Origin of the sequence: Glaciecola sp. KUL10, from assembly GCF_003203515.1 — a bacterium.
In the GTDB taxonomy this organism is placed as follows: Bacteria; Pseudomonadota; Gammaproteobacteria; order Enterobacterales; family Alteromonadaceae; genus Glaciecola.
The window spans coordinates 67,344-87,517 of record NZ_BGNG01000010.1 but is presented as its reverse complement, the minus strand read 5'-3'; the positions used below and the strand labels follow the sequence as shown (position 1 = coordinate 87,517).

Sequence of the window (20,174 nt, the reverse complement as noted above, 5' to 3'; positions counted from 1 at the left end):
AGGCTGCTCAAAATACAACCAGCCTGTGAGACTGTCTCAACAAGCTGTCCCAAGTAAGCTATCTTAAGACTGTGCGACTTTATAACAGTCTTCTAATCGACTGACCCCAGCGCCCGCCTCACTAGAGACTTTTATTTGCACGGGAATACGCTCTTTTAGTGAATCAATATGGCTGATCACGCCGATTAATTTACCCGAGGCATTCAAACGTTCCAACGCACTTAACGCCATGTCCAAGGTATTGCTGTCTAAGGTACCAAAGCCTTCGTCTAAAAATAATGAATCGATACTGATTTTATTGCTGACCAAATCGCTAAGCGCTAGGGCCAATGCAAGACTCACCAAAAAGCTTTCACCGCCTGACAAGGTTTTGGTGTCACGTTGAATATCACCTTGCCAAGTATCACACACGGTTAGTTCTAAATTTTTACTGTCGGATCGCTTTAATTGGTAGCGCGCGTGTAACTGCTCTAACCGTTGGTTAGCCAAATGCGTCAAATAGTCTAGGGTTAAGCCTTGGGCGAATGTTCTAAATGCATCACCTTTTGCAGAGCCAATCAGACTATTTAAGTGACCGAGTTGTTCACACACTTTTTCTTGAATCGCGATCTTTTCAAGTTGTTGCTCAAATTTTGCTTTGTTTTCTTTATCAGTTTCTAGCGCCTGATTTAATGCGCCTTGCTGACTCAATAAACCATCTCTTTGCGTCGTGAGTTCGGTGAGTAAGGCTTGAACGCGTTCGAGTGTTTCTTTTTGGTATTCACTCGCATTTGGATCTTCTGCTAATTTATCGATGTCAGCCTGAATGGTTGAAAGGGTATTTTTTGCCTGTTCAAGTTGTTTGTTCAAGCGTATCTGTAGAGCATTAAGCTCATTGAAATCAGCCTCATCCAACAGCGACGCTTCAAATTCTGATTGGGTGCTAAAAGCAGATGCTTTTAGCGTATCCGCCCATTTTGTTTCAAAACCATCCACATCAGTCTGTAAGCTTTGAGTTTGTGACACTGAGGCCTCTAATCGTGTTTGAATTTGCACCAGAGTCTGTTTTGCATCAGCCTCTTGCTTCAAGCACTTATCTCGTGCTTCTTTTAAGTCAGCTAGCTTGTGTTTACTGGCCGTTTGGATGCTTTCAACCGATGCGCCGTCAAAGAAAGTATTTCTTTTTGTTATAAGGGTTTGGCACTTTTCACTTAACTCATCCGCTTCTACCGCTAACTTTCCTTTTGTCTCAACAAGCTGTTCCAATTTACTTTCGATAGGTGATAGGGCTAGTTGAAGTTTTGAAATAGTCTGTTGAACATCAACTTGTTGTTTTTGTTGACTCAACGCTTGATCCAGTAAGGCTATCAATTCCTCTACCCTAGTGCTTAACGCTTCTCTAGCACAAGGCTGTGGATCATAATTCAAGGATTGATATTGAGCATAAACCTTTGTATCAGCTCGATTTAATTCATCGCTAAGCGTATTAATCTCAACCGACAGCTTGTCATTACTTGCGCCCAAGCGTTTTATTTCTTTTTCAATATAGCTTTGATTGTTTAGCGCCAGCTCTTGTTCAACTTGCAGTTTATCTAGGCTTTCGTTTAGTGTCTGTTGATTATTGAAAAGCACTTGTTCGTGTTCGATTTGCTGACAAAGCTTATCGTATTTTTGCTGAGTCAAGTTCACTAGGTCATTAAGCTGGTCGTTATCTTCAATAGCAATGGATTCGGTAGATAAACTCGCGCCCCACTTCGTCCGAAGCTCGCGTAATATCTCATCTGTTTTTTGCAGTTCGTTTCGGTAGATGTCAAGGTTAGTAATGGCCTGCTCAAGCAAGGCTTTTGAATCAGTGCCTTTTTCTGTAATTTCTCTCAATTGTGTTTGTAGTTCAGCCAACTCCGCTGCCTTGCTATCTTTGTCAATCAAGCTTGTATTGTCGTTGCTATGGTCGATATTGGGATGCTCTGTTGAGCCGCATAACTGACATGCTTCATGTTCTTTGAGAGCCAATCGAAATTGCGCCAATTGCTCATCTTGCGTCAATAGTAGTTGGATATTTTCAATTTGCGCTTCAGTCTTTCTATAATCGAGTCGCAGGTCTTTGCACTTCTGATCTTCTTGGACTCTTTGCGTTTCTAAATCGCTGACCTTAGCAAGCGTGTTTTGCTGGGATGATAGTGCTCGAAGGTAAGCTTTTTGAGTATCGCTTAGCGTGACAAAATCAATATTTATCAGTTTTTCTAAACGCTGTTTTTCTTGCGTTGCTTGTTGAATTGACGCGGCTAGATCTTTCTCAACAGATAGCCCAGAAAGCGCCTCTTTTTTAGCATCAATTTCTGCTTGTTTGTCAGCAATAAGCTGAGCGTCTTTTTTTAATTCACTTTGTTTTTGAACGAGAAGTTGAGCTTCATCATTCTGCTTCTGTTGAAGCTCATTGAGGCGAAGAGACTGATGATGCTTTTGATGTAAAAAGGTTTTCCAATCATTGATCGTCGATTGGTGCTCTAGCAACAGTGTTGATGAACTGAGCGCTTCATTGACTTTCGTTAATTGTTGTAAAGCCACGTTTAGGTCTTGCTCACTTGTCTGCTTTTGTTCAGTCACATCTTTAATCGAAGCAGTCAATTCTTCGATTTGAGCGTTGAGCGCTTGCAGTCTCTGCTCAGCCTGTATTAACGATGTATCTAAAGGCAATACTTCTTTTTGAATCAGGTGATTTTCAGCTTCTACCGCGTGCTCTTTATCTTGAAAAGCTTGTTGTGCAGTATCACTTGCTTGTTTGACAAGTGCGTAATCTTGCTCTGCCTTAACAAGCTGCGTCTTGAGTTGCTCAGTGTCGCTTATGCGCTCATCTAACGCGTTTCTAGCACTCCTTAACTTCTCATATTCATGTTTGATTGTGTTTGCTTTTTTTGCCGCTTCGAGCTGATTAAAGGAAGCTTGCTCGTTTTTAATCGCTTGCTCTGTGCTATCCACACAACTTTTTGCGTCATCAAGTTTTGCGTGCGCCTGCCGCATGTCTTGTAGCCATTTTGAACAACGACTCAATTCCGCTATATTTGTAGTGGTTTGTCCAAGTGTTTGGTTAATGTCTGCTAGTTCGTGTTGTCGTTCAACCCGCTCTTCTTCGCTGAGCAAGGTCACGTTTTCAGCTACTTTTTTAAGCGTTGTTAGTGCTTGTTGTGCTTCATTATGACGGTTGAAGACCTTGATCGAAATCTCACTGTAAATCTCGGTGCCCGTCATCTCTTCTAGCAAAGCCGCACGCTCATTTTTACTAGAATTTAAAAACTCGGCAAACTTGCCCTGCGATAGCATCATCGACTTATTAAATCGTTGAAAATCAAGCCCTGTGATGCTCTCAACCAGCGTGATTTTCTCTGACAGCTTAGTTTGCAATATCTTGCCTGAGGCGATTTCAGCTAACTCACATTGAATCGGTTGTAAGTTGCCTTCAGCTTTACCTCTGGCTCGTTTTGAAGACCAAAACGCTCGGTATTGCTTACCTTTTACATCAAATTCAACCTCTGCCATGCATTGCCCTGTGCCGCGCGTCATGATTTCATTTGATGTTTGCGAGATTAGCCCCAAACGCGGCGTGCGGTGGTAAAGCGCTAAGCATATCGCGTCTAAAATAGTGGTTTTGCCCGCGCCAGTATTTCCTGTGATGGCAAATAAGCCATTGTCGGTAAAAGTGGAGGTAGTGAAATCAATCTTCCACTTTCCTTTAAGCGAATTAAGGTTTTCAAAGCTAACGGATAAGATCTTCATAATGGATCGTCAACCGCTGGTTTATCTGATGCTTCTTCCTTCTCAATCTGAGCCGTTTCAACTTCATTTTTAATCTCATTGAACAGTGCTTTTAACGGCATATAAGACTCATCATTCTTACTTATCTCTCTAAAAGATAACAATTTTTCAAAGACCAAATCTGGGTTTAAATCATCCAATGTTTGTGTGGCTTGCAACTGTTTTAACTGAACATCTTTGTTCGCACTACGTTTTAACGCTAATAACTCAATAGCTGAGCCTTGCAACATATCGAGTACTTTTTGATTTAAATCGGCTAAATAATCCTGTTTTTCAACCTCTACATTTAACCAAAGTGATTGGCCATTTAGGGTTTCTTTTAAAGTCGCAATTTGCGCTTCAATACTCGCTAAGTCGCCTTTTATGGTTTTCAAAGCTTGGAATAATGGGACGTTAATTTCAGTGATTTCAGGACTGTTGCTCTCATCGGTGAAACTGACAAGATTGACCTTTTTCTGATAAGAGATTTCATCAAAACTCAAAGGAATAGGTGATCCACAATATCGTATATGGTCTTGTTTAGCGACGATTTGTGGTTTGTGGATATGCCCCAACGCAATGTAATCAGCATTTGGAAAGTTATTGGCCGGAAACGCTTCTAAAGTACCAATATAAATTTCTCGTACGCTTTCACTCAAACTCGCGCCGACCGCGGTTAAGTGACCTGTGGCAATAATTGGAACGGTACGCTTTTCGGCAGTTTCTATTTTGGCTTGCTCTACTTTTGCCATCTCGAAAAGTGTTGCATAGTGTTGCGTAATTGCTTCGCCCAATGCTTTTTTCTTGGTACTATCGTCTTGTCCAGCTTCACTGCGCAGCACATCAGTTGCTCGGATAAATGGCACGGCGCAAACAACGGCTAAGGCATTGTTTGATTCAGGCTCGCGCAGTGTTAAGACTTGCTCATCAATCGCCATGCCCGTGCTTGGGATCACAAAAGCATTTAATTCTGCAGCGATAGCTTTCGATTCATTCAATACCGCTACGGAATCATGGTTACCGCCCAGTAGAATTAACTGGATATTAGTGTGAGAAAGCTTGGCGATAAAGCTTTGGTAGATTTCACGCGCTCGACTTGAGGGTGCACTCGTATCAAATATATCGCCCGCGACAATTAGGGCGTCGACCTGATGAACTAGCGCCTGTTCGTACAACCACGCCAAAAACTGTTCGTGCTCGCTGTGCCGACTTTTACCCTTTAACGAATGCCCCAAATGCCAATCAGAGGTATGAATAAACTTCATCATTAAACCTTGGTTGCTCTCTATCGCGGGTCGGTATCGATCACCGATTGTCTGGTTTTGTTTTGAGTGTAGAAAGCCATGAGATTTTGATGCTGACTGAAGTCATAACGCTCTCTAAATTCACTCCAATCAAGCAAACAATACAAACAGATAGCAAGGTAGTTCCACTCTTCAAACATACCTTGTTCAGCTAATTTATCTAAATAGGTAAATACTGTTACCGCGCGCTCTCTTTGAATATTGAAGTACATTTTATCTTGTGAATTATCGATACCAGAACGCTCAATAATGAACATGTTTACCAAAGCATCGTTGACCGAATCGATACTGACCAAGGCATTTTGTTGATCCCATGACAAAGCTTGTGTGCCTAACTTCGCAACTAAATAGCGGTAAATAAGCCCTGAATCAAAAATCACTTGCTCACCGTCTTTAAGCATTGGGATTTTTAAAGTTGGGTTTTCTTTTATCAAAGACGCTCTATCGCTTGGATTAAAAATATCGACCTGCTCAAACTGATAATCAACGCCGTCTAAAAACAAACGCAAACGCCTAACGAAGGGTGAAGTGGTAGAACCGATAAGTTTCATGTTGTTTCCTTGTTTATCAATTTATTATGCAATAATTAATCACGTAACAGCACCTTGATACGTTGCTGTATCATAGGCACTGTTTCAGCCTCAAACCACCTATTTTTTGCCAACCAAATATTATTGCGAGGGCTTGGGTGTGGCAGTACGATATTGCGCGCGTTTTCAAAATCTTGGCCTTGCACCACAGCTTGCAAAGGGGTGTGCTTATGCTCGGGTAAATGCCATTTTAAGGCATGCCGACCAATAATGAGTGTGAGTTTAACCTTTGATAACTGAGACATCAGCGGCTTTCTCCATATTTGGGCACACTCTGGCCTCGGGGGCAAGTCACCCGATTTCCCCCTGCCGGGATAACACAGTCCCATCGGAAGTATGGCGATATTATTGGCATCATAAAATTCAGATTCATCAAGTCCCATCCAAGCGCGTAATCGCACACCACTGGGATCATCAAAAGCAATACCAGAATTATGAGCGGCAAGACCTGGTGCTTGGCTAGCAATTAAAATTTTGGCTTCAGGCCCTAGTTGATAGATCGGCCGAGGACCAAGGGGAAGATGAGCTTCGCAGTGGTTGCATGCGTCTAGCTTTAAGCAGTCTTGCGGCAGACTAAGGCCCTGTGCAAATGGCATAGTTGTTTTTATAATGTTATTTTCCTATATGTGCACCGTAGCAACATTGAAAGAAATACAATACCTTGGTGAAATAAATATAAGGACAGTGACACTAGTACTCAAGAATGCTAGTAAAAGGAAGTAAAAATATGTCAAAACGTTCATTCGATAAGGTTTTACACAAAACCTCTATAATCAAAAAACTATCTATGAGTCTTCTATTTGTGGTGGCATCGTCTGCCATTGCAGATGAATACCATCACAACAACTTATTAATTGGTAAAAATGCGGTAGGAATGGGCGGCGCATTTACCGGTGTAGCTGATGATTTATCTGCAATCCATTACAATCCTGCTGGTCTTGCCTCCATCAAAGATGGCAATATGGCGTCAATAAATACCTTCGCATGGGAAGAAACGGTTTTTGAAGCTGTCTATGGTGATGGCTCAGACTTCACTCGAAGCGCGTTCTCAGTGGTCCCAGGTTTTTTTGGATTCAAAAAACAGTTTAGAGATTGGCATTATGGCTTAGCATTTGTCGTTAACGATTTTAGTCAAGAGCGTTCAAGTGATGTCATCGAATATAACACAATAGACATTGCAACCGGCATCCCATTAAATGTAAAAGAGTTCATCAACATTGATATTGATAATAGTGCTTATCAGTTATATTTTGCTGGCGCTAAACAATTAACAACTGAATTTTCAATTGGCCTTTCTTTAGGGATTGAATATCGTACATTTCAGACTGATCAGTCTTCTGGTACACAAATATCATTGCCGATATCAGCAAGTGATTCGATCAATACTGGTGCTCAGGCAACCGCCAGGTTTAATGATATTAATATCGTTACAATACCGTCTATATCGGCCCTTTATAAAACAAACAAAGTAAGTTTCGGCGCGAAGCTAAATGTTCCAATGGTGATCAACCGTGATTATGAAATGGTTTCTACTGCCTTTTTTGCGGGCGTCGACCCCAGCCTACCTGGCGTAACGCCCGCACTGCTAGTACCTGAAGAAGCCTGTTGCAAACAAAAGCTACCCATTAATATTGCGCTGGGCGTCGCCAGAGAATTTGGAGAGTGGCAATTTAGTGTTGATGTGCAGCATCACTTGTCGACAAATGATGGTGTAGAGCGGCTAGAGGGGTTTCCTGTTCCGATCACAAGAGATTTTAAATCTGTTACCAACTTTGCATTGGGAGTAAGCAAAAAGCTTGGCACAGAGAGTCAATTTAGAGTGGGTATATTTACTGATAAATCGAATATTGCTATCGACCCTGCGATTGATTTTCAACGCGTAGAAGATGTTGACTTGCTAGGCATTAGCGCATCAATTGATACTAACTTGTTTGATATCCCTGTAACGTTCGGTGGTTACGCCAAGTTTGGTTCAGGACAAGTGAGAGTTGCAGATGTCAGAGCAGTCGAACAAATCACAGGAATTGATTTGTATCCCACTAATAATGAATTCGATGTCTCCGATATGCAAAAGAAAGTATTGCTGTTTTTCTTTAGCTTAAATTTCTGATGATTTTTTATTAGGCGATAAAAAAACCTCACTTCAAATGTAACATTTAATTAACAAGGTTTGTGTTTGAAAATACAAACCATAGAAGAAGCATTGAACTTTCAATGCTTTGGGCTCTATTCTTTGGAAGAATGATTCAATAAACGACTCGATCACCCAAAAGTGCTATTGTGTAAAATTCAAACATCCACTAAGTTCAAGTTAGCACCTTGAGAGGATGACATCATGGACGGTGAGGTAGACGTTAATTCACAACTGTTGCGAGAGATTGCTTTAGGCAACCAAGTGGCAGAGTCAGAACTGATTAATAAGTTTTGGCGCGGTTTAGTATTTGTTTTGAACCGACAGTGTAATGACCATTTTTTAGCCGAAGATTTAGCACAAGATGCGCTTATTATTGTTATTCAAAAAGCAAGAAATGGCCAAATAACCAGTGCTAGGGGACTATCGAGCTTTGTTCGTCAAACGGGCATCAATCTTCTTGTCAACCAAAAGCGTAAACAAGCTCGCCATAAAACAGACAGTAACGAAAACATCGACCACTTGTTTCCAAGTGACACACCGTCCTCGAGCCATCAAATTGAAAATACACAAGTCCGAAAGATTGTCTTAGAGGTCATTCAAGAGCTAAACCAAGAGCGTGACCGAGACATAATTATTCAGACCTTCCTGTATGAGCAACCCAAAGAAGTTGTTTGTGAAAACCTCAACCTAAGCAACCAACACTTTGACAGGGTTTTGTTTCGCGCGCGTGATCGCTTAAAACAAAAACTGATGCACAACTTAAAAATAACACCTTCACACTTAGGAAAAATATTAGGACTCGTGGTGGGTATTTTTAGCTTACTTAATTCACATCTATTATTAGAGCTTAGTTTAAATACTAATAATAAAGTGGGAGAAAACACTCTCAACCAACACTTACCATTAACAATTACCGAAAATGAGTTTGCACGCAACAATAATGTAGAGGCTAACAATGAATCAGTTTGATAGGCAGTGGTTTGAAGCAGAAAGTACCAAGCTTGACTATCAACAAGGACGTTTGACAGCTGAGCAACAACTTGCGTTTGAAGAATTCATATTGGATAAACCAGAATTAATTGATGACTTGGAGTTGAATCTCGCGATAAAGCAACATGCCAATTTGTTTGAAGAACAACGGGCGACAAGGTCATTTTGGGCGCGCTTTGCGATGCCTTTTAGTGCTGGCGCCTTAGTAAGTGCAGTCTTTGTGTTTTCGATATTCCAGTTTAATTTTGTCACTGGTCACCAGCACGTTCATAGTATAGATCAAATAATATACTTGGAAACAATGCGCTCGATACGTGCCGAAGACACCGTTATTCGCCAAGCAGCAAACAGTGGATTCATCATTGCAATTTATGTTGATGCCCAATCGCCCGGCTCACTCACAGGCGTTATCAAACAAAGAGTAGATGGCAACTACAATACAATTAGCCAAATAGAAGATATTAAAGTAAGCACGTCGAGCGAGGCGTTTTTACATTTAGAAACGGAAAATCTCGATTCTGGAAGTTATCAAGTCGAGTTAAAAAACAACAAAGGCGAAACTATTGTTATACAAGGTTTCAAATTGATAATTGAGTAAATGAGGAAAACTATGTCAATCAAAGTGCATGGAAGTCACTTTGAAAGCTCAGAAAAGCACATTGATACAAGAAGTGATAGTAAGCAGTATGCTGCAAATACAATCCAGCTTTCAGCCATAGTGAAACAAATACAACACAGTTGGTATCTTGCGTTATGTGATCGACAACACTCTTTGGAGTTGCCTCTTTGGTTTGATGATGAAGAGTTTTGCCAAAAGCAGTCGATGGAACAAGAAACCACCCGTGTTAGTGACCTACAAAACTTAATAAGCGAAAATCAAAGCGTGATCGTGTATCTAAGAAGTCTAGAACGATACAGTGGCTTGCTAGTCAATAAAACACGCCTACAGCATTTTGATGTGGGTCATATTGACGATATTGACGAAAGTATTGTCGGCTATATTGACATGTTGAGCCAACCTAAACACTTGTTCACGCAAAATGTTCATACAATTTCAAAAAAGCTACTTCCTCCGGAAGTCACTAATCATATCAAATCAACATTAACTATCGCCGGATTGGGCAAACTCTGTGAACTGCCATATTTTTCTTTAATAAAGACCACTGGCAACACCAAAACGTCCTCAACAAACTTGCAAAACAATGCAACCATAGATGCGAAGGGCTTTTTGTGCGTCGATCATTTTGAAAGTATTTGTAATAGAGAATGTATGTTGACGCTTAACAACTATAAAACCAAGCAGGTGTTATCGACTATTATTGAGGATGGTTCAAAAATAAGATTGAAATCAATATGGGACATACCAGAGGATGTTGCTCAAAATTTTATTCAAAGCTTCTACCATGCAATGTCAGAATCAAACAGAGCACAATCAGCATTTCAAACAGCGATAGAACGAATGACAAAAAAATACGGAGAAGAAAAACCGTATTACTGGGCTGGCTTTACGATGTTTAAGGTTTAAGCAATTCTAAACAGCTGATTTAAGTTGAACACAAACTTCTTGTAACCCGCCTTAATAATTGTGTTAACATTCGCGACGCAAAATTTTTGCCTCATTGTTAGCTCCCGTAGCTCAGCTGGATAGAGTGTCGGCCTCCGAAGCCGAAGGTCACGCGTTCGAATCGCGTCGGGAGCGCCATTTTCTTTTTTTTGAGTGTCGGCAGTTGTGACAATTTTATTCCTTTTTTAAAGGCGTGACCTCACCGTAACCCCAACTAATGAATAGAGCTGTATTAACGTAAAGATGGTAATTAAAAGTTTAAATCGATTTCTTGTATAACCAACCTAGATTCAATTACTTCTATGGCATCATCGCAAACTTTTTACAATAGAAGAAAGGGCTTGTCACTGCCCCCTCCCTCAAAAAGTAAAACCTGACGTATAATCGTCAACACTTTGGAAGACTATATCCTTTAGTATCGAGCACCGGCTTCACTTCTTATATGTTTGATTATTTTGATATTATTAAGGATTGTAGCTACAGTGCAGTTCGTTCAATAGATGGAATTATCTTGTGTATAGCTACTTACTTGTACTTGCGCATACGACTGTTCGAATCAAAATTATGATGTGATAGCTTTAAGAGAGTTAAAGTATGTTTTAGAGGCATATTAAGTGTTTTATCTAAGTCTTCACCAAATGCTGTATCGAAAGAGCAGACTTAGGCTACATCAGCACAGCTTGATATGGTAAAACAATACCTATATATCCCAACAAAGATTGAGCAAGACTTCAAAGATGCGTTTAGTGAAACAGCTCAAACTGAAAAGAAAACCATTTTTTACGCGGTCGCAGTGGAGATGGCAAGTCCGAAATACTTGCTCGTTACAGCAAAGAATTCAACAACATTGTAACCTTCCACCTCGATGCTACACATAGCTTTGACCAAAATACGGCAAATATAATCAATACAGTTTCGTTATTTATTTCTTTATTTGCATTAACTAAATTGTAATATGCAAGATTACTTTTTTTCATTCATCAAAAATCTTAGTGGCCGATGCAGCCTTGCTCGCCAAGACGCTTCATCGTGAGCAGCGCCCTTGGCGAAAACCGTTAGCCAATTGCTCTGGTTATAGCCTTTCTCATGCATGATTTGGTCGGCGGCATTTTGCATAGGCGGGTAAAGAGCGTCCAGTGTCTGGTCGCCATAATCAAAATAAATCCGATGATCACCCGATGCTGGTACAGAGGTTTTCAAATAATAGAGCAGCTGGTCTGTCATGGACGTCCACTCAAGTACGCTTGAGCCCGGCCAATGGGTAGAAATACAAGCTGCGCCGCCAAAGATTTCAGGATATTCACCTATAGCATACATAGATATCAACCCGCCCATGCTTGATCCGGCAACAAAAGTGTTGGCTCTATCGGTATGCACAGCGTAATGTTCGTCAATGTATGGTTTTAGCTCTTTAACTAGGAATTTTAGATAATTGTCTGAACGAATAAAATTCGCTGGCAGTAATTTTTCGGGTGTTGTAGCAAACCCTGCAACCTGGCGCTGTTGTTCTTCGGACAATGCTTCCCAAGGTTTTTGCGGTAGATATTCTGAGTAGCGTAATGAGTCACCATTGAACACACCGACCACAATAAAAGGTTTAGTTTGCTGCATTTTTTGCAATTGCCCTGCAGTTTCATCTACGCCCCATTCTTGCTGATTCCATGTGGTAGAAGCATCGAATAGCATTTGTCCATCATGCATGTAGAGCACACTGTATTTTTTAGACTTACTGTACCCATCTGGAAGCCAAATCATTACCTGACGTTCATTAATAAAGTTGGACGGAAATGCTTTGATGGTGACCAGTTTGCCTGATGACACTGTCATTTGTGTTTCAGCTAATGTGGCAAAGGCATTTAAAAATAAACACAGTGACACTAGGAAAATTGGCATTGATATTTTGAGCTGCATTGCTTGTTCCTTTTATTTTTTTATTTACCTCAATCTAAAACAGTGGCATCACTTGCCGAAAGAAAGAGTTATTGACGTAACCATCGCCGCTATTTACGGCTTTGGAGGTTAATCCAAAGTAACTCAGCCGGTTTTAGAATTCGACACCAAAGCCAGCCAATGGATTTGATGTCGATGAGAGAGTCATTTATTGATATTCGTTCAGCTTTTACTGCTGTATCACTTTCTGAATAAAAGGCAACACTCGCGTATGTATTCGCCCACCTTCACCCCAGGTTTTATCCCAAGGGCCTCCGTTATATTCTTCAGCTTCGTGCTCAACACCATAATTTAACAATAACCGCGTGAATCTTTGGTTGCCTTGGACATGATTAACGGTAGGATCAATACGCCCCCAATCGATATAAAAAGCGCTGAGTTGTTTTAGCGCCTCACTTTTATAGGGCACTAAATCACGCAGTAAAAAATTTTGATATAACTTACGCACATTGTCACTGTTAACAACAAGTTGTTCGTCTTTTAGCTCGATCATAAGATCAGCGTAAAATGGGGGCTTATTTGGGTTTGGTAGGTAGGCTTGTGCCATCGCCATAAATACTCGATTATAGTTGTTTCCAGAGAGCTCTTCCCAGCTTTGTGCTGTGTTTAATGTGCGCCAATCAGGAAGTGTTGTATTGGACACTTCCCCTTCATCAGTACCTACCGGGTGCATAGCATAAACAGCGGTAAAAATACCCGGAAAATCCATAGCTAGGCGCATGACTGCGTAACCACCAAAGAAATCTCCCACGCCGATACGCAATCCGTTCTGAGTTCGGTAATTTTCTTCTATGAAAGGAATGAGCTCGTCGTTAATATGAGATAACCAGCGACCACTACTAGGGGCGTCACTATAAAATGCGCCATCTTGAGGAGAGGTGAAATCGCCTGCGACGACGATGACTTCATCCAGTTTTCCCGCCTTTATGGCTGAGTCCAGAACAGATTTAAGATTGTAACCCTCTCCAAATAGCTGTGTATTGCTCCACCATTTATTATGGAAGTAATATACCACCGGGTACCGTTTGATGTTGTTGGCGTAGGAATCGGGTAAGTAGATTAATACCTCGCGTTTGGGATCTATGCCCAGTAAATTGTTTTCCAGTGTTTTAGCATGTAACACTTGTTTCTCAATATAACCTGCGGCACTAAAGCCTGAAAATAAAAAGCTCCATAACGCCAAAAATTGTAGAGTGTATTTACATATAATTTTAAAGGTGATTTTCATTAATATTCCCCGTAGATAAAGTACAGAAAACATTCTCTTATTTGGAACTGAATGACGACCTGACCGTACGGTTAGTACCTTTTTTTAAGCTTTGTTTAAACCGACGCGGCGTGTACCCTGTTTGCTTAAGAAAAGCGCTGTTAAACGTAGATTTTGCGTTGAAACCAACTTGCTCGGCAATATCGATAACCTTAGCTTCAGGGTTGGCAGCAAGAAGCTCGCAAGCATCTTTGATGCGCTGCTGATTTAACCAACTATAGAAATTACAACCTAGCTCCTGATTCATCACCTGTGAAATATAATGGGGCTTTTCACACAAGTTTTCACTTAGTGTTTTGAGGCTTACACTTGACTGCCGGTGCAATCCATTCTTATCGCAGGCGTCTCTCAACTTTGTTAAAATGCGCTGACGAGTCACTGCGTTGACCCCTGAATTTTGATATTTGTTAGGTATATTGGGAACAATATCCTCAGACGATTTATTGACAACATCATCTTCAATTTGGGATGGCAACAGTTTAAATATTTGCGATAGTGCCCAGAGTGTAACCACAATATCTAAGGTCATCACAACATTGAGAAGGTATCCTCCATCTTCAACGCCAAAAGCACAGTGAATAACCCGTAAAAAACAACACATCCACTTGGTGGCTAACGCAAGTATCAGCAGATTGACCAATTGGTAATGCAAGCTCGATGGTGCTTTTCGCTCGTTGCCTAACGCGGCCTTATTTGAGTTATTGGTTAACTGTCGAGCCCGCATCAATAGGTGGGGCGTGAATACCGCGTAAATACCCGCACTTATTAGCATACCGCTTTGCACAAAAAGAATGTAAAACGCAGAAGTTGGACTTATGGCATTACTGAATGTGTTACCCCAATGCGTGGTGGTAAGCAGCGGTAAACTTGTGATTACCGCCAATGAAATAAGCCAACCTATGGCTTTAATTTTGGGTACTGCTTCAGGACTTAACAGACTGCGAATACAAAACCAAAATACCGGCAATAATAGTAAAGCTGAATTAATGACTGTCCATAACCAGGCGTTTTTAAAGGGAGTGTCAGGGTGCAACATTAACCATTCGGCAACATAACCAGTTGTAGCAATGATTAAAAAGCCCAAAAGTGGGCGAAACGCAGGAGCTGATTTCATTCTATAAAAGCGATAAGAACAAAGCATGCCGTAGCTAATAGCAATCGCAAACAAGGAGATTTGCAAAGAGCTCATATTACTGTAACTCCTTTTTAAAGTGATTTTTGACGAGGATAATTTATAAGCTCTTGGTCTCAAAATCAAACAGGATATGTAATTATTGTAAGTTCCCAAACTCCCTAGCGTTTACTTAATAAGGAAGTGTTCTTTAAACACAACGTCGGTTGATATAAAGCGTATAAAAAGGTACTAACCGTTCGGTCAGGTCGTCATTCAGTTCCAAACAAATGTAGATTCTTTGTTTTTGTTTATCCACGGAGAATATTAATGAAACTAACTATTCAATCGGAAATATCATTAAGGAAAAAATAATAGTATGGACGATTTACTTCAATTCGGTGAAGCCATATTAGAAGCTCAACCTTTCAGTCAACTTATTGGAACTCAATTAAATGTTTTCGAAACAGGTAAAGCTGAACTAAGCCTTCTCATTACTGACAAAATTAAACAGCAGCACGGCTTTGTGCATGGTGGTGTTGTTAGTTATATGGCGGACAATTGCTTAACTTTTGCAGGCGGCTCAGTGATGGGCGATAGTGTAACTTCTGAATACAAAATTAACTTTGTGCGCCCAGCAATTGGTGATCAGTTAATTGCGAGAGCAAGTGTTTTGTCTTGGGGAAAGCGTCAAGCAGTGTGCGAATGTAAAGTCTACGCACTTGCAGAGGGAAAAGACAAGCTCGTTGCTGTTGCGCAAGGTACGATCAACCGAATAAAAAATTAACGTTGACGTTTGCTTTCCATAAAGCTCGTTAAGAACGGACCTTTAGAAAAGCTTCCTTAAAAACTTATGCGGAACAAGCTCAATAGTTACAACATTCCCAAACTTGTTCCTATTGAAGTCTAACTTAATTAAAAAGCGAACCAAACGGTCCACTTAAGGTTGATGATTTACAGTCTTGACGGAAGCATTCAGTATCATCAAGCTCAGAAGCATAAGCACAAGCTTGAATATCACGAGAACCAAAATGAATACTGGCGAATCTTTTGAAAATCTTGAGATATTCATAAAAATCTCTGCTTTCTTTACTAGGAAACAAATCAAGATAAGACGACGTAGTTTAAAATTCCGTTGTGTTCACCATCTATTGTTTGTCTTTCACACTTTTCAAATATCCTATTTTTCGATTCGAAAAATTATGTCGAGATAACATAATCCTGATAAAAAAGACACTGATTGGCTTTAATTGTTCATTCAACAAAACGCTTTACCATTCTACAGCTTGGTCTACGACGTTTAATATCAATAAAATACAAATCATGGCTTAGTTGAGGGATGGCCTCCGAAGCCGAAGGGAGCCCCATTTCCTTCACTATTTAAGCAACTATTCTTTTGGATAAACGCGCTAACCTTCTATTGCTGGGGTTGAAAACGCAGGTGGCTTCACTTTAATGGGCTTTGATTTCTTCAACTGCTTGAGTAGCTCTTTAACTGCGCTCTGCAGTTGAGGATCTTCTCCTTTACTCAACGCACGTGCATTTTGATAAACCTCTATATCTGGTGCGATTCCCTTGTTTTCTCCAACCCATTCATTGTTAATTGGATCAAACACTGCGTTATCTGGTGCAGTCAACCCGCCACCGTCTATTAGGCGGTAATGGACAGAGGATTTTACTACGCCCCCCCACGTCTTAGCACCAATCAGTTTACCCACGTTTTGCTGACGAAATGCCCATGGGAAATAGTCACCACCAGAACCCGCAAGTTCGTTTATCAACAGTACCTTAGGGCCTTTAATGCCTGCAGGCAATAACAGTGGTTTGCCATTAGGTACTTCATTGGTTATCGCAGCACGAAGTTTTCGCTTCATCAAATCGACCATATAGTCATCTAACAAACCGCCCCCATTGAAACGCTCGTCTATCACAGCTCCGAGTTTATCTTGCTGGGCGAAATAATAACGATTGAATGATACAAAACCTTGATTCGAGGTGTTTGGCACCCAAACGTAAGCCAGTTTACCGTCTGATAGCTTATCAACTAGCCTACGGTTATCTTCAACCCATGTGCGTTGACGCAATCCGTTCTCACTGCGGATAGGTTTAACTATGACTTCCCATGCATCGGAAAAATCGGTTGAATCGCTAATATGCAAGACTGTTTGTTGGCCTAAAGTACCATCCAATAACTGATAAGGGTTGTCACTACTGGTAAGTTCCTCCCCATTGATACCAAGCAAATACTGACCTTCAGCAACCTTAAGGCCCGGCTGGTCCAAGGGGCCTTTTAAATTTGGATTCCAGCTTTCAGCGGTAAAGATTCGAGATAATTTCCATCGCCCTTGTTGGACACTTAAATCTGCACCCAGCAGACCTGCTACCGATTTTTCAGTGTCTGGATAATCGCCGCCAAATACAAAGCTGTGACCTACCGATAGCTCACCATTCACCATATCGAGTAAATAAGTGAGATCTATACGATGCTTAACATGCTCAACGAGCGGTTCATAACGACTAAACACTTCATTCCAATCACGACCATGCATATTTTTATCGTAGAAATAGTCACGCTGATAACGCCACGCTTCCACAAACATTTGGCGCCATTCTTTTTTGCGATCTAGACGCATCATTAATTGATGATTTAGCGGTTTTTCTAGTTTTGCTTTGCCGCCACCAGCATCTACAACAAACCAACTTTCACCTTTTTTAATAAGTAGTTTCTTAAAATCCGCTGATATACTTGCTGACTCAATACCATCGACAAATGGCTCGGCTTTCTGCTTTTCGAGATCGAATTTTACTAATGCAATTTGTCGACCTTCAGAAGTAGCAAAGAATACTTGACCTTCTCCTGCGCTCAATGCAAAAGCGTAAGGGCCAACAGGCATTGGTAAGGGCAAAATACGTCTTTGGATATTGGCAAAATCAATTTTGATTTTGCTGTCTTTATCAGCCGTCTCTTCATCGTCGTTTTCTGTGGTATTTGCTTTACTGTCATCGTCTTTAGCAATTTCTTCTTCATCACTTTTAGGCGCAAACGGTGACACTTGTTCTGCCAACAAACTCACTACATAGGGAGCATATTCTGGTTCTGCAGACATCGCACTTGTGTTGGCCCAACCGCTATCCAATCCATAATCAGTGCTAGCAAGAAAATATAGATACTTACCGTTCTGATCCCAAGCGGGTGACAAAGAATTAGCAAACTTATTTGTGAGGAAGTGAGCTTTTTGACTATCAAGCGTATAGACCTTGATTTGTTGAAAACCATTGTCGGCAGTTTTGACGTATGCCAGTGCATTTGAGTCAGGTGACCAAGTTAACTCATTGTATCCCCGTTCTAAATTTGTTCCGCCAACGTCGATCGTCCTCAATTTTTGAGTAGCCAGTTCAATGATACGAATTCGCACATCGTCATCCACAAAAGCAATATATTTACCATCGGGTGACCAACTTGGCTCCCATGCCATTTTGGATTCACCAATAGGCAAGGATTTGGCTGGCAATAGGCCGGCTTGATCCTGTAGCATCAATTGATAGCCTTGCTCACCTTGATCTGAAAACCACGCAATTTGATCCCCTTTTGGCGACCAAATTGGAGCGCGATCTGCAGCGTCAGAGCTTTGGGTAATGTTTCGTACACTGCCATTTTCTAATGGTATGGTAAAAATGTCACCGCGAGCCGACATTAATGCGCGCTTGCCAGTAGGTGATAAAGAAGCTGCACCCGCAGTATCACCGACGTTTTGCCAGCGAGCTTCAGCCCATGGGAAGTCACCAATCAAGCTGATCGAGAGTTTTTGTGTGCTCTGAGATGCAATATTGTAGCGAAATAAATCTCCATTTTGTTCAAACACCAAAATTTCACCATTGCTAGCTAGTTGTTTAATATCGGCGTTTCTAAATCGAGTGACCTGTTTCAATTTTTTGCGCTTTACGGAGTACTCCCAAATATTTGAAACCCAATCTCGATCTGACAAAAAGTAAATTTTGTCACCTACCCATACAGGTTCGATATCGATAGTTGAGTCATTGCTAATCATCGTCTCTTGCAAGCTTTGAAGATCAACAACAACCAAAGGGGTGTTTTGGCCACCTCTGTAATTACGCCACTCTGTATCCCAACGGGCCATTCGGTCGATTACTAAGTGTTTCCCATCGTCTGAATAATCACCATTAAACGCCCATTGATTCAATACCAAGGTCGCCGGACCACCGTCAGCGGGCACTGTCCATAATCGGTTAATTGGACGCGGTGCCGTATCTCGATCCGATGTAAACAGAACGTGTTGACCATCAACGGTCCAACCTCGCACAGCTCCCCCTGAAGCATGCCACGTAAGCCGTTTGGCTTGTCCCCCCTTTGTATCCATCACATAAACCGAGTTAGTCCCCGAACGATCCGACGAAAAGGCAATATGCTGACCATCTGGAGAAAACTGTGGGTGACTCTCAATAGCGCCTGTGCTAGTTAGGCGCCGACTGTTTTGACCGTTCAAGTCGGTCAACCAAATATCACCAGCGTGGGCGAATGCAATATGTTGTTGACTAACCGTTGGCTGTCTTAATAGACGAGTCTCTTGGGCATATAGATAATTGGATAACACACTAAGTTGAACAATCACAATACTGAGAATTAGCTTCATGGGCCACGGTTCCTTGTCTAAATTGAACTAACAACAGAGGGGATGCTGTCTTTCTCTCTACTGTACAGTGTTGATGAATAAAAAACAGTCAATTAGAAGGAATTATCTGAACCGCTCCATACTTATGAGCTTGAAAGCGATGTTATGTCCCGAGAAATTGCTTTAAGTCCTAGACAAGTTATTCGTTATGAAGTGGGGCTATTGGTATAAGAGCGGATACTCTACACACACACTCGATACTTTAATTTTACGAATGTAGTTTATCCTTTCGAGCTTTAAAAATTGACTAAAGTACTCCGCTGTATCGCCGACATTACTTTAAGACCAAGATTGTACACAACAAACTATTGTGTCGAACAAGCTTCACGTTATAATCAGGGTAATTTGTAAAAAGTCTACGCTTTAAGCGGGAGTAAAACTGTGAATTATAAAAGATTATCTGTATTGGGCATTTCAACTGCTATGCTTATTGGAGCAGCTGTAAACGCGCAAGATATGACCGAAGAAGACATAAAGAACCGAATTAAACCGGTAGGTAAGGTACATGTTGCTGGCGCTGCTCCTGCAGCAGCTGCAGGACCTCGCTCTGGTGCCGATATATATAATCAAGCGTGCGTCGCTTGCCACACATCAGGTGTACTTGGTGCTCCCAAGCTCAAAGACGCTGCTGATTGGCAACCTCGCTTAGATGAAAAAGGGTTTGACCAAGTTTGGAAAAACGCAGTTAACGGGATCAATGCAATGCCTCCCATGGGAACATGCGGTGATTGCACTGAAGACGATATTAAAGCTGCAATCGAGTATATGATCGAAGGCATTTAAGTTACAAGATACCGCCTAT

The 20,174-nt window shown here is 41.2% G+C and carries 15 protein-coding genes and 1 tRNA gene; 8 read left to right on the top strand and 8 right to left on the bottom strand.

Features of this window, described 5'->3' with window-relative positions:
• Positions 1–63: 63 nt before the first annotated feature.
• The 4 genes from KUL10_RS15340 to KUL10_RS15325 are packed head-to-tail and all read right to left on the bottom strand — an operon-like array spanning position 64 to position 6,261.
• Positions 64–3,753, bottom strand: coding sequence for an AAA family ATPase (locus tag KUL10_RS15340; RefSeq protein ID WP_110429824.1), 3,690 nt, complete (start codon positions 3,751–3,753; stop codon positions 64–66).
• The gene (sbcD, locus tag KUL10_RS15335; protein WP_233499854.1) at positions 3,750–5,039 is read right to left on the bottom strand and encodes an exonuclease subunit SbcD; all 1,290 of its coding nucleotides are present in this window, start codon (positions 5,037–5,039) and stop codon (positions 3,750–3,752) included. Before sbcD ends, KUL10_RS15340 begins: the two co-directional genes overlap by 4 nt.
• 17 nt (positions 5,040–5,056) lie before the next feature.
• On the bottom strand, positions 5,057–5,626 hold the full coding sequence (locus KUL10_RS15330; RefSeq protein ID WP_110429822.1) for a glutathione S-transferase family protein: 570 nt from the start codon (positions 5,624–5,626) through the stop codon (positions 5,057–5,059).
• 35 nt (positions 5,627–5,661) lie between these two features.
• Positions 5,662–6,261, bottom strand: coding sequence for a uracil-DNA glycosylase family protein (locus KUL10_RS15325; RefSeq protein WP_110429821.1), 600 nt, complete (start codon positions 6,259–6,261; stop codon positions 5,662–5,664).
• 131 nt (positions 6,262–6,392) lie between these two features.
• Between KUL10_RS15325 and KUL10_RS15320 the strand changes: the two genes are divergently transcribed.
• The 6 genes from KUL10_RS15320 to KUL10_RS18675 all read left to right on the top strand — a co-directional run bounded on the left by KUL10_RS15320 (position 6,393) and on the right by KUL10_RS18675 (position 11,206).
• Entirely contained in the window at positions 6,393–7,775 is a 1,383-nt protein-coding gene (locus tag KUL10_RS15320; protein WP_110429820.1) for an OmpP1/FadL family transporter, read from the top strand.
• Positions 7,776–8,000: 225 nt separating this feature from the next.
• Positions 8,001–8,768, top strand: coding sequence for an RNA polymerase sigma factor (locus KUL10_RS15315; RefSeq protein ID WP_110429819.1), 768 nt, complete (start codon positions 8,001–8,003; stop codon positions 8,766–8,768).
• On the top strand, positions 8,755–9,387 hold the full coding sequence (locus KUL10_RS15310) for a hypothetical protein (RefSeq protein ID WP_110429818.1): 633 nt from the start codon (positions 8,755–8,757) through the stop codon (positions 9,385–9,387). Before KUL10_RS15315 ends, KUL10_RS15310 begins: the two co-directional genes overlap by 14 nt.
• A 12-nt stretch (positions 9,388–9,399) precedes the next feature.
• The gene (locus KUL10_RS15305; RefSeq protein ID WP_158525405.1) at positions 9,400–10,314 is read left to right on the top strand and encodes a CHAT domain-containing protein; all 915 of its coding nucleotides are present in this window, start codon (positions 9,400–9,402) and stop codon (positions 10,312–10,314) included.
• Between the two features lie 100 nt (positions 10,315–10,414).
• Positions 10,415–10,491: transfer RNA gene (locus KUL10_RS15300), tRNA-Arg, on the top strand.
• Between the two features lie 547 nt (positions 10,492–11,038).
• On the top strand, positions 11,039–11,206 hold the full coding sequence (locus KUL10_RS18675) for a hypothetical protein (protein ID WP_158525404.1): 168 nt from the start codon (positions 11,039–11,041) through the stop codon (positions 11,204–11,206).
• 110 nt (positions 11,207–11,316) lie between these two features.
• Here KUL10_RS18675 and KUL10_RS15295 read toward each other — a convergent pair whose 3' ends face one another.
• The 3 genes from KUL10_RS15295 to KUL10_RS15285 all read right to left on the bottom strand — a co-directional run bounded on the left by KUL10_RS15295 (position 11,317) and on the right by KUL10_RS15285 (position 14,759).
• The gene (locus KUL10_RS15295; protein ID WP_199509273.1) at positions 11,317–12,264 is read right to left on the bottom strand and encodes an alpha/beta hydrolase; all 948 of its coding nucleotides are present in this window, start codon (positions 12,262–12,264) and stop codon (positions 11,317–11,319) included.
• A gap of 208 nt (positions 12,265–12,472) precedes the next feature.
• Complete coding sequence (locus KUL10_RS15290; protein ID WP_158525403.1) at positions 12,473–13,531, bottom strand: esterase family protein; 1,059 nt, start codon at positions 13,529–13,531, stop codon at positions 12,473–12,475.
• A 37-nt stretch (positions 13,532–13,568) separates the two neighbouring features.
• Entirely contained in the window at positions 13,569–14,759 is a 1,191-nt protein-coding gene (locus KUL10_RS15285; RefSeq protein WP_110429815.1) for an AraC family transcriptional regulator, read from the bottom strand.
• Between the two features lie 301 nt (positions 14,760–15,060).
• Here KUL10_RS15285 and KUL10_RS15280 point away from each other — a divergent pair, with 301 nt between their 5' ends.
• Positions 15,061–15,468, top strand: a complete 408-nt coding sequence (locus KUL10_RS15280) for a PaaI family thioesterase (RefSeq protein ID WP_110429814.1) — start codon at positions 15,061–15,063, stop codon at positions 15,466–15,468.
• Between the two features lie 622 nt (positions 15,469–16,090).
• Here KUL10_RS15280 and KUL10_RS15275 read toward each other — a convergent pair.
• Positions 16,091–19,333, bottom strand: coding sequence for a S41 family peptidase (locus KUL10_RS15275; RefSeq protein WP_110429813.1), 3,243 nt, complete (start codon positions 19,331–19,333; stop codon positions 16,091–16,093).
• A 462-nt stretch (positions 19,334–19,795) separates the two neighbouring features.
• On the opposite strand from KUL10_RS15275, the gene KUL10_RS15270 reads away from it, so the two are divergent.
• Positions 19,796–20,155: a cytochrome c5 family protein gene (locus KUL10_RS15270; RefSeq protein WP_110429860.1), complete on the top strand. Its 360-nt coding sequence runs from the start codon at positions 19,796–19,798 to the stop codon at positions 20,153–20,155.
• Positions 20,156–20,174: the final 19 nt, after the last annotated feature.

What these genes read in the sequence shown, in the direction of transcription:
- KUL10_RS18675 (WP_158525404.1), top strand. Translation starts at nt 11,039, where the DNA reads ATGGTAAAACAATACCTATATATCCCAACAAAGATTGAGCAAGACTTC.
- sbcD (WP_233499854.1), bottom strand. Translation starts at nt 5,039, where the DNA reads ATGATGAAGTTTATTCATACCTCTGATTGGCATTTGGGGCATTCGTTA.
- KUL10_RS15310 (WP_110429818.1), top strand. Translation starts at nt 8,755, where the DNA reads ATGAATCAGTTTGATAGGCAGTGGTTTGAAGCAGAAAGTACCAAGCTT.
- KUL10_RS15315 (WP_110429819.1), top strand. Translation starts at nt 8,001, where the DNA reads ATGGACGGTGAGGTAGACGTTAATTCACAACTGTTGCGAGAGATTGCT.
- KUL10_RS15280 (WP_110429814.1), top strand. Translation starts at nt 15,061, where the DNA reads ATGGACGATTTACTTCAATTCGGTGAAGCCATATTAGAAGCTCAACCT.
- KUL10_RS15285 (WP_110429815.1), bottom strand. Translation starts at nt 14,759, where the DNA reads ATGAGCTCTTTGCAAATCTCCTTGTTTGCGATTGCTATTAGCTACGGC.
- KUL10_RS15320 (WP_110429820.1), top strand. Translation starts at nt 6,393, where the DNA reads ATGTCAAAACGTTCATTCGATAAGGTTTTACACAAAACCTCTATAATC.
- KUL10_RS15330 (WP_110429822.1), bottom strand. Translation starts at nt 5,626, where the DNA reads ATGAAACTTATCGGTTCTACCACTTCACCCTTCGTTAGGCGTTTGCGT.
- KUL10_RS15275 (WP_110429813.1), bottom strand. Translation starts at nt 19,333, where the DNA reads ATGAAGCTAATTCTCAGTATTGTGATTGTTCAACTTAGTGTGTTATCC.
- KUL10_RS15295 (WP_199509273.1), bottom strand. Translation starts at nt 12,264, where the DNA reads ATGCAGCTCAAAATATCAATGCCAATTTTCCTAGTGTCACTGTGTTTA.
- KUL10_RS15340 (WP_110429824.1), bottom strand. Translation starts at nt 3,753, where the DNA reads ATGAAGATCTTATCCGTTAGCTTTGAAAACCTTAATTCGCTTAAAGGA.
- KUL10_RS15305 (WP_158525405.1), top strand. Translation starts at nt 9,400, where the DNA reads ATGTCAATCAAAGTGCATGGAAGTCACTTTGAAAGCTCAGAAAAGCAC.
- KUL10_RS15325 (WP_110429821.1), bottom strand. Translation starts at nt 6,261, where the DNA reads ATGCCATTTGCACAGGGCCTTAGTCTGCCGCAAGACTGCTTAAAGCTA.
- KUL10_RS15270 (WP_110429860.1), top strand. Translation starts at nt 19,796, where the DNA reads ATGCTTATTGGAGCAGCTGTAAACGCGCAAGATATGACCGAAGAAGAC.
- KUL10_RS15290 (WP_158525403.1), bottom strand. Translation starts at nt 13,531, where the DNA reads ATGAAAATCACCTTTAAAATTATATGTAAATACACTCTACAATTTTTG.